At 64.7% G+C, this 12255-nt stretch carries 12 protein-coding genes and 3 tRNA genes; 6 read left to right on the top strand and 9 right to left on the bottom strand.

Features of this window, described 5'->3' with window-relative positions:
* Positions 1-3: 3 nt before the first annotated feature.
* The 5 genes from ACOQOU_RS17310 to torT are packed head-to-tail and all read right to left on the bottom strand — an operon-like array spanning position 4 to position 4677.
* Positions 4-243: an acetyl-CoA carboxylase gene (locus tag ACOQOU_RS17310; protein ID WP_306024832.1), complete on the bottom strand. Its 240-nt coding sequence runs from the start codon at positions 241-243 to the stop codon at positions 4-6.
* Between the two features lie 24 nt (positions 244-267).
* The gene (pxpA, locus tag ACOQOU_RS17305) at positions 268-996 is read right to left on the bottom strand and encodes a 5-oxoprolinase subunit PxpA (protein WP_306024831.1); all 729 of its coding nucleotides are present in this window, start codon (positions 994-996) and stop codon (positions 268-270) included.
* Positions 997-1009: 13 nt separating this feature from the next.
* Positions 1010-2035: an ABC transporter permease gene (locus ACOQOU_RS17300; protein ID WP_109769245.1), complete on the bottom strand. Its 1026-nt coding sequence runs from the start codon at positions 2033-2035 to the stop codon at positions 1010-1012.
* Entirely contained in the window at positions 2035-3579 is a 1545-nt protein-coding gene (locus ACOQOU_RS17295; RefSeq protein ID WP_306024830.1) for a sugar ABC transporter ATP-binding protein, read from the bottom strand. Before ACOQOU_RS17295 ends, ACOQOU_RS17300 begins: the two co-directional genes overlap by 1 nt.
* A 24-nt stretch (positions 3580-3603) precedes the next feature.
* Positions 3604-4677 carry a TMAO reductase system periplasmic protein TorT gene (torT, locus tag ACOQOU_RS17290; RefSeq protein WP_109769243.1) on the bottom strand — a complete coding sequence of 358 codons (1074 nt, stop codon included), beginning with the start codon at positions 4675-4677 and terminating at the stop codon, positions 3604-3606.
* A 354-nt stretch (positions 4678-5031) separates the two neighbouring features.
* Between torT and ACOQOU_RS17285 the strand changes: the two genes are divergently transcribed.
* Entirely contained in the window at positions 5032-6003 is a 972-nt protein-coding gene (locus ACOQOU_RS17285; protein WP_245412903.1) for a LysR family transcriptional regulator, read from the top strand.
* Positions 6004-6264: 261 nt separating this feature from the next.
* Entirely contained in the window at positions 6265-6894 is a 630-nt protein-coding gene (locus tag ACOQOU_RS17280; protein WP_306024829.1) for a hypothetical protein, read from the top strand.
* Positions 6895-7002: 108 nt separating this feature from the next.
* On the opposite strand, the gene ACOQOU_RS17275 is transcribed toward ACOQOU_RS17280, so the two are convergent.
* Together ACOQOU_RS17275 and ACOQOU_RS17270 are read right to left on the bottom strand one after the other, a co-directional pair.
* Positions 7003-7076 (bottom strand) — tRNA-Gly (locus tag ACOQOU_RS17275).
* 36 nt (positions 7077-7112) lie between these two features.
* Positions 7113-7197, bottom strand: a tRNA-Tyr gene (locus ACOQOU_RS17270).
* Between the two features lie 204 nt (positions 7198-7401).
* On the opposite strand from ACOQOU_RS17270, the gene ACOQOU_RS17265 reads away from it, so the two are divergent.
* The 4 genes from ACOQOU_RS17265 (at position 7402) to ACOQOU_RS17250 (ending at position 10614) form a co-directional block, all read left to right on the top strand.
* Positions 7402-8223: a TrmH family RNA methyltransferase gene (locus ACOQOU_RS17265; RefSeq protein WP_306024828.1), complete on the top strand. Its 822-nt coding sequence runs from the start codon at positions 7402-7404 to the stop codon at positions 8221-8223.
* A gap of 133 nt (positions 8224-8356) precedes the next feature.
* Positions 8357-9010: an OmpA family protein gene (locus tag ACOQOU_RS17260; protein ID WP_109769242.1), complete on the top strand. Its 654-nt coding sequence runs from the start codon at positions 8357-8359 to the stop codon at positions 9008-9010.
* A gap of 132 nt (positions 9011-9142) precedes the next feature.
* Positions 9143-9228 (top strand) — tRNA-Leu (locus ACOQOU_RS17255).
* Between the two features lie 297 nt (positions 9229-9525).
* Complete coding sequence (locus tag ACOQOU_RS17250; protein ID WP_306024827.1) at positions 9526-10614, top strand: aldo/keto reductase; 1089 nt, start codon at positions 9526-9528, stop codon at positions 10612-10614.
* Between the two features lie 21 nt (positions 10615-10635).
* On the opposite strand, the gene ACOQOU_RS17245 is transcribed toward ACOQOU_RS17250, so the two are convergent.
* Both ACOQOU_RS17245 and ACOQOU_RS17240 read right to left on the bottom strand, forming a co-directional pair.
* Positions 10636-11250 (bottom strand): dihydroxyacetone kinase subunit L, encoded by a 615-nt coding sequence (locus ACOQOU_RS17245; protein WP_306024826.1) that lies wholly within the window; start codon positions 11248-11250, stop codon positions 10636-10638.
* Complete coding sequence (locus ACOQOU_RS17240) at positions 11247-12248, bottom strand: dihydroxyacetone kinase subunit DhaK (RefSeq protein ID WP_306024825.1); 1002 nt, start codon at positions 12246-12248, stop codon at positions 11247-11249. Before ACOQOU_RS17240 ends, ACOQOU_RS17245 begins: the two co-directional genes overlap by 4 nt.
* Positions 12249-12255 lie beyond the last annotated feature (7 nt).

The raw sequence follows: 12255 nt of genomic DNA, 5'->3' as shown, positions 1-12255 counted from the left end.
CGGTCAGTCGAGCTCCGCGAGCGGCTGGCCGGCCATCACCGGCTCTTCATTGTCGAGCACGAAAGCCGTGATCGTGCCATCGGCGTCGGCTTTCACCTCGTGGAACGTCTTCATCACCTCGACCAGCCCGATCGTGTCGCCCTTGGCAACCGTGTCGCCGACTTCCTTGAACGAGGGCTGGTCGGGCGCCGGCTTGCGGTAGAAGGTGCCGGGGATCGGTGAGCGGATTTCGTGTTTGGCCATGGATGTCTCCCTGGATTTTCGCGGTCAGGCCGCCTTGAGGGTTGATAGCGCGTCGCGGACGGCCTTGGCGATGGCCACCGCGTTGGGCGTGTCGGAATGGACGCAGATCGTCTCGGCGCGCACCGGCAGTCGCTTGCCGCCGACGGTGACGTTGACGCCGTCGCGCACGGCATTGATGGCGCGTTCGGCGGCGACGGACGGCTCCACCGCCTCGTGCTCGCGGGTGATGATCAGGCGTCCGTCATCGGCATAGTCGAGATCGGCGAAGAACTCGGCCTGGAACTCAAGGCCCCGCTCGCCGAACACCTCCTCATGCAGCGTGCCGGCCAGGCCGAGGATCGGCACGCCGAAGGCCTGCGCGGCATCGGCGACAGCATCGGCGATGTGCCGCTCGCGCGCGGCCATGCCATAGAGCGCGCCATGCGGCTTGATGTGGCTCAGTTCCATGCCGGCGACACGCAGAAAGCCGTTCAGCGCACCGATCTGGTAGATGATGATGTTGGCCATCTCGCCGCGCTCGATCTTCATCTCGCGCCGGCCGAAGCCGGGCAGGTCGGGCAGCGAGACATGGGCGCCGACGCGCACATCGTGGCGCTTGGCAAGCTCGACGGTCGAGCGCATGTGGTTGGGATCGGAGCCATGGAAGCCGCAGGCGACGTTGGCCTGCGTAATGAACGGCATGATGCCTTCATCGTCGCCCATCTTGTAGAGGCCGAAGCTCTCGCCCATGTCGCAATTGATATCGACGCTCATCGGTCTCCCCCGGTCAGTCTTTCAGCGAGGCGACGTAGCGCAGGCGGATCTGGTCGGCGATGACCGCCAGGATCAGCAGCGCCCCGAGCACCACGGTCTGCAGATAGGATTCGATGCGGGCAAGGTTCATGCCGTTCTGCACAAGGCCGATGAACAGCGCGCCCAGCACGACGTTTTCAAGACGCCCCACCCCGCCGCGCAGGCTGACGCCGGCGATCACGCAGGCCGCGATCGATTCAAGCGGCATCGAGGCGCCGATATTGGCTTCGCCCGTGTCGAGGCGCGCCGTCAGCAGCATGCCCGCGATGGCGGCGAAGGCGGCGCACAGCACATAGGTGAAGAACAGCGTCGCCTTGGTGTTGATGCCTGACAGGGACGCCGCCTTCAGGTTGCCGCCGACCGCGTAGAAGTAGCGGCCATAGGGGGTCTGGTAGAGAAAGACGTAAAGCGCGACCACGAGCCCGGCCGCGACCCAGACCGGCGCGGGAATGCCCAAAAGCGTGCCGAAGCCGAACACGTCGCCGAACGCCACGGGCATGCCATAGACCGGAACGCCGCCCGTCAGATAGAGCGCGATGCCGAAGCCGACCGAGGCCATGCCGAGCGACATCATGAAGGGCGAGACGTTGAAGAAGGCAACGCCGACGCCGTTGACCACACCGATCAGCGTGCCGGCGGTGACACCGCCCAGGCACCCCAGAAGGATCGCCAGCCACACCATGTCGGGCGCCATCGCGTAAACGGACGCCATCGTCATCGCGCCGACGACCGAACTGATGGCGAGGATCGTGCCGACCGACAGGTCGAACCCGCCGGTCAAAAGCGCCAGCATCTGGCCGAGCGAAACGATCATCAGATAGACCGACTGGCGCAGTACGTTCATCAAATTGCGGCCGGTCAGGAAGTTGTCAGACATCAGCGTGAAGACGACAATGGCGATCACCAGCAGGAACGGCAGGATGCCCAGCCGCACGAACAGGCGCTTGAGCATGTCCGAGGCGCTGCGGCGCGGCGCGGTCGTCGTGGCACTGTCGGCCATCACGCGGCCTCCCGCTCGAAGAAGTGGGACAAGACGTTTTCCTCCGTCAGTTCGCTGGCCGGCAGTTCGGCCTGAACGGCGCCGCGATAGAACACATAGGCGCGGTTCGACATGTGCAGGATTTCCGGAAGGTCGGACGAGATCAGCACGACGGCGACCCCCTGTCCGGCCAGTCCGGCAATGAATTCGTAGATCGAGGCGCGCGTGCCGACATCGACGCCGACGGTCGGCTCGTCGAAGACGATCAGGTCGAAATCGCGCGTCAGCGAGCGGGCCAGCATGGCCTTTTGCTGGTTGCCGCCGGAAAAATGGTCGACGGCACGCTCGATGCGGTTGGGCGACAGGTTGAGCCGGTCGGCCAGTTCGCTGACCATCGCCACCTCGCCGGCGCGACTCAGAAACGGTCCGTTGCGCACCTGCTTTGCGTCCAGCGCGGCGAGCGACATGTTCTCGCGCACCGAGCGCATCATCATCAGCCCCTCGGTGCGGCGGTCGGCGGGCAGGTAGAGAAAGCCGCGGCGAATGTTGGCGCCGGGCGACGAGCCGCCGATCGGCTGGCCCTTGTAGGTCACGGTCCCGGCGCTGGCCGGCCGGGCGCCGAAACAGGCCTGCATGGTCTCCGACTTGCCCGAGCCGACGAGGCCGGCAAATCCGACGATCTCGCCGGCGCGGACCGTCAGCGAGACGTCGCGGACCGCATCGTCCGGCGTCGTCAGTCTGTCGACACGCAGCACTTCCTCGCCCGGCGAAAAGCTGATCTTGGGGAAGATGGCGCCGACCATGCGGCCGGTCATCAGGCGGACGAGTTCGTCCTCGGAGGTGGTCTTGGCGTCGACCGTATCGATGTAGCGGCCGTCGCGCAGCACGGTGATGCGGTCGCCGATGCGGCGGATTTCGGCCATGCGGTGGGTGATGTAGACGATGCCGACACCGCGCGCGGTCAATTCGCCGATCAGCTTGAACAGCTGGTCGGTCTCGTGATTGGTCAGCGACGCGGTCGGCTCGTCGAGGATCAGCACCGACAGTTCGTCGCGGAACGCCTTGGCGATCTCGACCATCTGCTGTTCGGCGCGGGTCAGATGATCGACCGTCTGGTCGGGCGCGATGTGAAAGCCCAGCTCATCGAGGATGGTTTCGGCCTCGCGGCGCAGGCGCTTCTTGTCGAGAAAGCCGTAGCGCGCATGTTCGGCGCCCAGGAACAGGTTCTCGGCCACCGTCATTTGCGGGATCAGGGAGAATTCCTGAAAGACCGCCGAAATGCCCAGTTCGCGCGCCTCGTGCACCGAGCCCAGATGGGTCTCCTCGCCGCGCACGAGAATCGTGCCCGACGAGGGCTGGTTGGCACCGGCAAGGATCGAGATCAGCGTCGACTTGCCCGCACCGTTCTCGCCGAACAGCACATGCACTTCGCCAGGACGGAGCTCGAAATCGACACCGTCGAGCGCCCTGACGCCCGGATAGTCCTTGGTGACGGCGCGCGTCTGGATGAGCGGGCGCGCACCTTGAGCATGCGCGCCCTCGTCGTGATGCAGGGAGGTATTCATCACGGCGTTGCCCCGATTGCCCGCTTATTCGACGCGGAAGACCGGACGGAAACCGTCGGGTGCCAGCGTCGAGGACGGATCGAAGTCGGCATGGCTGTCCTGGGTCACCACATAGAGTGCCGGACCGACATGCTTCTCATAGTCCTCGCCTTCGAGGATGCGCACGGCCTGGTCGATGGCGATGCGGCCCTGGATCACGGTCGAGTCTGTCGGTGCCGCCAGGATCTGGCCACGGCGGATGCCCTGGTCGACGCCCGGCGTGTAATAATAGGACACGATCTTGATCTGGTCGGTCAGCCCGCGCGCGCGCAGGATCGGCACCGCCGCTTCGGCGGTCACCGCCGTGCCGACGATATAGTTGAGGTCCGGATGGGCCTCCAGCGTGTCCTCGACCAGTTTGGCCTGGGCTTCCTTGCCGGTGTCGCCATATTTGGTCTCGACCAGTTCGATGGCGCTGCCCTCGATGGCGCCGGTGAAGCCGGTGTTGCCCGCTTCGACCCAGCCCGCGCCGGCGGGACCGGGGAACCAGGCCGCCTTGACCGCGTCGCTGCCCTCGGGATGCTGTTCGGCGAGGAACGCACCGGCCTTGGCACCCATTTCGCCGAACGACACCAGCGATTTGGCCGACAGTTCGGGAGACGACATGCCGTTGATGACGTCGATCACCGGAATGTCGCGGCCGCGCACTTCGCTGACGATGTTGTTGAGCCCGTCAAACGAGATCGCGCCGATCACCACGGCGTCGGCGCCGGCCGCCACGCAATCCTCGATCTGCGAGATCTGCGTGTTCAGTTCGGTATAGCCGCCCGCTTCAACGAGCTGCATCTTGACGCCCAGGCGCTTGGCCTCCTCGGAGACGCCGTAGTTCACGCCGAGCCAGTAGGCATCTTTCATGTGCGGGAACGAGACGCAGATCTCCCAGGGCTGGGAAGCCGCCTCGAGCGGCGTGTAGTCAAGGCTGGAGCGCGGGCTCGCCATGTCGAACGGCGGGTCCCAGCTTTCGACGGAATAGGGGTACCAGTCTTCGGCCGACGCAACGCCGGTCGCGGCGACGGCAATCGCTGCCGAACACAATAGGGCTGTGAGTTTGGTGCTCATCAAACGCCTCCACTTCGTTTGTCAGATGGGCGGCGCAGGGCCGCTATGGCCGTCAAACCGGGTGAGGCCGGACGGTCCCGAAACGTTAGGGGGCGGCACGGGGCATTGTAAAATACGAATGTCGGCTATCCGAAATCTGATTTTTCGATGCCTGCTTTGTTGCTGTGCAGCGATCTTAGCAAGCGCAGCAAAACCGCTTCGCGTCATCAGGTTTCGTATGAAATCCTTGTTTTATCTTGATTTTAAGCATATCAGCGGACATAATCCCGATGAACCTTGCCTCCTGTAAGGGCAAGGCGTGCTCACATGGTGGGCATAGATCATCGCATCAATCGATATTGGAAATCGAAAAAATTGATCGAACCATCTCTGCGTCAAATCCGCTATTTCATCGCCGTCGCCAATGCCGGCCAGGTCTCGCGCGCGGCCAAGGATCTGAACGTGTCGCAATCTGCGGTGACGGCGGCCATCAAACAGCTCGAGGAGATTATCGGCGCCTCCCTGTTCGAGCGCCATTCTTCCGGCGTGACGCTGACCTATGAAGGCAATTTGTTTCTCGAACATGCGGTGCACATTTCAGCCGCCGTCGACGAGGCGGTGCGGCTGCCGACGCGCATGCGCGACAATGTCACCGGCACGCTGCGCCTTGCGACGACCTACACCGTGGCCGGCTATTACGCGCCGCCCTTCGTTGCGCGCTTTGCCCGCAACTTTCCCAACATCGACATCAAGATGACCGAGACGCCGCGCGGCGAGATCGAGGAAGGGCTGGTGACCGGCCAGTTCGACCTCGCCGTGATGCTGACCTCCAACATCGTCAACCAGGAGGGGATCGCCTATGACACGCTGCTGCGCTCGCGGCGGCGCCTGTGGCTGCCCGCGCAGCACCCGCTTCTGATGAACCCGTCCATCTCGCTTCAGGATGTGGCCGAGGAGCCCTACATCATGCTGACGGTGGACGAGGCGTCCAACACCGCGCAGCGCTACTGGAACCGCACGCGCTACCGCCCCAGGACCATCTTCCGCACGTCTTCGGTGGAGGCGGTGCGCTCGATGGTGGCAAACGGCATGGGCGTCACGGTCCTGTCGGACATGGTCTACCGGCCCTGGTCGCTGGACGGGCGGCGGGTGGAGGTGGTGGCGCTGGCCGACCAGGTGCCGAGCATGGATGTGGGTCTTGCCTGGGCCGCCGACGCGGAACTGGACGAAGCGGCGCGCGCCTTCATCGACTTCATGCATCTGGGCATGGATGGCGACGAGCCGGCGCGCGTGATGCCCCAACTTCGCGCAAAAGGCGAAGAAATACCTGCAACAACCTCAATTTGAATCGAAAAGAGCTGGAGCGAGTAGCGGGAATCGAACCCGCATATCCAGTTTCAGCGCTTTTTGGCTCCCAAGCGAAACTGGTTGATCATTTCGGGCAGGCCTAAGGCCTCTTGGAATCTAGCCTTTGTCGATTTCCAACTATGTCAGCCTGGCTTGCCATCTCCGCGACACTCCAGACCGGTCGGCGCCGCATTCAGCGAAACAGGAGAATTGGTGAACGGCCAACCTCACTATAACGCGCCTTGCGCAGTTTGGAGGCCGATGTCAAACAGGGTGAACGCCGGATGGCTAGTTGATATCAAATGGCCGCGAACTGCCAAATATTTGGGCAGCGACTGTTATCACGTTGAGGCGACTGTGACGCTGGAAAAGGGGCACGCAATGAACCACGAGCGGGTTGTTTTCTCGATGCTGGTCGCACTGGTCTTTCCATTCTTCACCGCCAAATCTCATGCCCAACAGTATGGTACAGAGTTTTGCAATGACAGCGACTCGAAGCTTTACGTGGCGATTGCCAGCCAGGTCGGCATGGATTTTCTGGCAGGCCGCTGGTCAATGACTGGACGATACATCATGGTGCCTGGCGAGTGCATTCGCCGCTCGTCGATCAATTCAGCCGCGGGATGGGCTTACCTCGCCGCTTGGACCGAAGGCCGGCTGTGGGGATATCGAGAAGTAGAATTGTCGCAGGGAAATGTTCGCGGGCGAAATGTTCGTATCGCAAACGCCAATCATGAGCTGTGTGTCAGATTTGACGCCAAATTCGACGCACGAGCCGCTACGCTCAGCGGGCTAAAGAACTGTAGCTTTCCCAATGGCAAGTTGATCAGGTTTGGCGTCAGCTTGGACCTCAGGGACAATTACACGTTCCGGACAGTTTCGATCAGGTAGCACAACTGCTCCTGGTGAAAGCTAGCATCTATTCACACCCCAACAGGGCCGAGGCCTTGCGAGCGACGGCGCTCACAAGACATCTGCAAAACGACAGCGTCGGAAGACTGGAGCGGGTAGCGGGAATCGAACCCGCATATTCAGCTTGGAAGGCTGCTGCTCTACCATTGAGCTATACCCGCACTGGGCGGAACAGGTCCGCCCTTCCGGCACGCCGATGGTGGAGGAGGCTGGATTCGAACCAGCGTAGGCATAGCCAACGGATTTACAGTCCGTCTCCTTTAACCACTCGGACACTCCTCCATGGCGGCGGGTGCCGGGCATTGCCGCGACAGCGCCGCGACGACGCGCCTTATGATGCGCGCCACAGGCGCTGTCAACACGCGCCGCGCGCCGAACGGCCATAAGGCGGCAAATTCCGCCGCAGGGCAATTGGGCGTTCGCTTTGAACGCCCTTGTGTCTATATGTGCGCCATGTCCGACCAGCCCAAGTCCCCTTCCCGGAAAATGCCCCCGACCCCCAAGGATGCTCATTACGCCCGGCTCAGGCGCGATCACCGCGACCGCAAGCGGGCGCGCGGCGAAGGCGGCGACCCGGTAGCCTTGCCCGAGGGACGTGTGGCCCTCTATGGCCTTCACACGGTGCGCGCCGCGCTCGAAAATGACGAGCGCAAAGTGCACCGGATGCTGGCGACCGAGAACGCGCTCGCCCGGCTTGCGGTCGGCGATATCGGCGCCCTGCCCTTTCCGGTCGAGATCGTCCGTCCGCCGGCGATCGACGCGTTCACCGGTCCCGATGCGGTGCATCAGGGCATTGCCATCGAAGCGGACGCGCTGGCGCCGAAAACGCTCGAGGATCTGGGCACGGCAAAGCTCGTCATCGTGCTCGACCAGGTCACCGATCCGCACAATGTCGGCGCGCTGATGCGCTCGGGCGTGGCGATGGCGGCCGACGCGCTGGTGACGACGGCGCGGCACAGTCCGGCAGAGTCCGGTGTTCTGGCGAAGGCCGCCTCCGGCGCGCTCGAACATCTGCCGATCATCCATGCGCGCAATCTCGCCAACGCGATTGGCGAACTCAACAATCGCGGCTTCCAGACGATCGGGCTCGATTCGGACGGGCCGAAGCCGCTCGAACAGACCGTCGCGGGGGACCGGATCGCGCTCGTGCTGGGCGCCGAGGGAAAGGGCCTGCGCGAGAAAACCCGCGCCACGGTGAGCGATCTGGCGCGCCTCGACATGCCCGGCGCGATCCGTTCGCTCAACGTCTCCAATGCCGCCGTTCTGGCGCTTTACATCGCCCGCCGGCATCTGGGCGCGCCGGCATGAACCGCCGCGGCTTGCCCGCAGGGCGGCTGTGCCATAGTGAGGCCACATACGGGCTCGGCAACGCATTTTGGCCGTTTTTTGCCGCCATGCGCCTTGCGGGACGGGAAATTTTCACCGGAAAGGACGGGTTTCCATGAAGACCAAGACACTGATTGCGCTTGCGGCGACGCTGACATTCACCGCCGCCTGCACGACCACCGATCCGTTCACGGGTCAGCAGCAGACCAGCCGCACGGCGATCGGCGCCGGCGCCGGCGCGCTGGCCGGCGCGGGCCTTGGCGTTCTGGCCGGCGGCGACGACCGCCGCAACGCGCTGATCGGCGCGGGCATCGGCGCATTGGCCGGCGGCGCGGTCGGCAACTATATGGACCGCCAGCAGGCCGAACTGGCCGCCCAGCTTCAGGGCACCGGCGTGTCGGTGACGCGCGTCGGCAACAACATCATCTTGAACATGCCCTCCAACGTCACGTTCGCGGTCGACCAGGACCAGGTGATCCCCGCCTTTTTCGCAACGCTCGATTCGGTTGCGCTGGTGCTCAACCGCTACAACCAGACGCTGATCGACGTTTACGGCCACACGGATTCGACCGGCGACGAGAGCTACAATCTGGGCCTGTCGCAGCGGCGCGCCCAGTCGGTCGCCAACTATCTGACCGGCCGCGGCGTCAACGGCCAGCGCATGGTGGTCACGGGCTTTGGCGAAACGCGGCCGGTGGCCGACAATGCGACCGAAGCGGGCCGCGCGCAGAACCGCCGCGTCGAAATCCAACTCGTGCCGCTGAGCTGACCGGCGCAGACCGTTCGATGATGACAACGGGCCGTGCATTGCGCGGCCCGTTTTCGTTCGGCCCGTTGCCGGCGGAACGATGGCGCCCCACCCGTTCCATCGGCCGGCAAAACGGTCTAGGTCTTTCGCCGTGCCCCCTTGGCGGAACTGGTAGACGCAAGGGACTTAAAATCCCTCGGCCTTCGGCCGTGCCGGTTCGAGTCCGGCAGGGGGCACCATCTTTTCGCTCACGCCAGCCTTGCTTCGCTCGGCGGCTCCGCGAGGGCGGGCGAAAGCCCGGGCCACGCTTGTGGCCTTGGAAGCGTTCGAGTTTGAAGCTCGTTCAAGCCATCTGCCCGTGCGCCCAGCCCCCGCCGGCCCGGCGCGCATGTGCGAACCCCCGGAAAAATCAGCATAAATCGTTGCCGAAGCCTTGGCCTCACCGGCGCCATGGTGCACAAATGGACAAGGGCGCGCAGACCGGCGTGCGGCTCTTCTGCCGCATCGGCCAAAAGGGACAGTGCGGGAGGAAAAAAATGCAGTACAGGACGCTGGGTCGGACGGGCCTGAAGGTCTCGGCCATCACCATGGGCACGTTCACCTTCGGCGGCGAAGGCCCGTTCGCCATGGTCGGCAAGCAGGGTGTCGCCGAGGCGCGCGAACTGGTGGCGCTGTGCGCCGACAATGGCGTCAACCTGTTCGATACGGCCAACATGTATTCGACCGGCACGTCCGAGGAAATCCTCGGCGAAGTGCTCGACGGCCGGGCCGACAAGGACGATCTTCTGGTCACCTCCAAGGCGCGGATGCGCATCGGCGACGGGCCGAACGATGAGGGCGCCTCGCGCTTTCATCTGATCCGCGAATGCGAACGCTCGCTCAAGCGGCTGCGGCGCGACCATATCGACATTTACTACATCCACGAATGGGACGGCACGACGCCGGTCGAAGAGACGATGGCGGCGCTCGACACGCTCGTGCAGCAGGGCAAGATCCGCTATCCGGGCTGCTCGAACTATTCGGCATGGCATGTGATGAAATCGCTGGCCGCCGCCGACCGCGCCGGCGGGGCGCGTTTCGCGACCCAGCAGATCCATTACACGCTCGAAGCGCGCGAGGCCGAATATGAGCTGCTGCCGCTGTCTGTCGACCAGGGCCTTGGCGTTCTGGTCTGGAGCCCGCTGGCGGCGGGCCTTCTGACCGGCAAGCACCGGCGCGGCGCCGATGCGCCGGAAGGCTCGCGCCAGGCGGCGGGCTGGAACGAGCCGCCGATCCGCGATGAGGAACGGCTGTGGCGGATCGTCGACGCGCTTGTCGGCATCGGCGAGGCGCGCGGCGTGTCCGGCGCGCAGGTGGCGCTCGCATGGCTGCTCAGCCGGCCGGCCATCTCGTCGCTCGTCGTCGGCGGGCGCAATGCCGGCCAGTTCACCGACAATTTCGGCGCGGTCGATCTGGTCCTCACCGAAGACGAACTGCAGACGCTCAACGATGCCAGCCGGCTGCCGCTGATCTATCCCTATTGGCACCAGCACAATTTCGCGCGCGGCCGGTTCACCGAAGCCGACCAGGCGCTGCATGCCGATTATCCCGACCGGCATTATGGCGGGCGCGACCCGCTGGTCTGACCGGCCCGTCAGCCGGCGGGTTCAATCCTGCCGGTCGGCCAGTGCCTTGACGATGCGGTTCATGGCGAGCATGCCCGGATCGTCCATGCCGATGCTCTTGTCGCCGAAGATGCGGGCGCGGCCGATCGTGGCCTTCTTGTCGCGAAACGCATCGAGCGCCTCCCCGGCGGCGCGCGCCGCCGCGTCCGCCACCGCTTCCGGATCGCCGAGGCCTTCGGTCGCCGACGCCACCGCATCGAGACTGTCGAGTACCGTCTTGCCGCCCAGTTCGGCCTTGCCGCGCGCCTGCATCTGGTCGCGGGCGGCGGCCACCAGTTCGGAAACCCGTCCGGCGCTTAGCTCCGTCTCTCCCTTGACCGCCTTGGCGATCGCCATCAGCCCTGTCGCCAGAAGCGTGCCGTAGGACGAGCCGGACGATTTGGTGAAGGCCTGGGCGCATTGCAGAAGCGCCATGCCGAGATCGTCGGGCAGATCGGGCGCCTTTTCGGCGACCAGCCGCATGCCGCGCGTCATCGTCACGCCCAGATCGCCGTCGCCGAGTGCGCCGTCGGCGGTGTTGAGCATGTCGAAATCGCGCTCCATGGCCGCCGCCAGCCGGTCGATACCGGCGATCAGAGCGGCGCGGTCGATGCTCATCCGACCCTCCAGAAGGCGCAGTCGCAGGGCGCGTTCAACAGCTTTTCGAGTTCATCGTCCAGCTTGCACAGGGTGAAGGAGACGCCGGCCATCTCCATCGAGGTGGCATAGCGGCCGACCAGCGGCATGACGATCTGGGCGCCCTCGCCTTCCAGCCGCTGCTTGACGATGCGGTAGAGGATATAGAGCTCCTCGGGCGGCGTGGCGCCCAGCGAGTTGACCATCACCGAGACGCGGTCGCCCTTTTCGAGCGGCATGTCTTCCAGAAGGCGATCCATCATCTCGCCGGCGATCTCGTCGGCGGTGCGCAGCTTGCCGCGCCAGACGCCGGGCTCGCCATGGATGCCCATGCCCATTTCCATCTCGTCGTCGCCGATCTCGAAGGTCGGCTTGCCCGCCTGCGGCACGGTGCACGGGCTGAGCGCGGCGCCGATCGAGCGGCACGCATCGGCGGCCTTTTGCGCAACGGCGGTGACGGCGTCGAGGTCCCTTCCCTCCTCGGCGGCAGCGCCCGCCATCTTGAAGGCATAGACCATACCGGCGACGCCGCGGCGCTTTTCGGCTTCCTCGGGCGGCGCCGAGGCGACATCGTCGGCCAGAAGCACGGTCGTGCATGTGATGTCCTCGAACTCGACCAGATCGCCGGCCATGTCGAAGTTCATCACGTCGCCGCCATAATTGCCGTAAAGGCGCAGGACGCCGGCGCCCTGGTCGGCGGCGCGGATCGCATCGGCCATCTGCTCGGCGCTGGGCGAAGCGAACACGTCGCCAATCGCGCAGGCGTCCAGAAGCCCGGTTCCGACATAGCCGGTGAAGACTGGCAGATGGCCCGAACCGCCGCCGGTGACGATGCCGACCTTGCCCTTCTTGCCGTCCTTGGCGCGGGCGATCACCTTGCCGCTGTCGCCATGCAGCCGGTAGTGCTCGGGATGGGCGGCCACAAGGCCCGCCAGCATCTCGTCGACATAGGCGTTGGGATCGTTCAGGATCTTCTTCATCGGTTCC

The sequence above is a fragment of the Oceaniradius stylonematis genome, assembly GCF_965223445.1.
Lineage (GTDB): Bacteria > Pseudomonadota > Alphaproteobacteria > Rhizobiales > Rhizobiaceae > Roseitalea > Roseitalea stylonematis.
The sequence above is the reverse complement of the archived record's forward strand: the minus strand, read 5'-3'. Positions and strand labels throughout refer to the sequence as shown.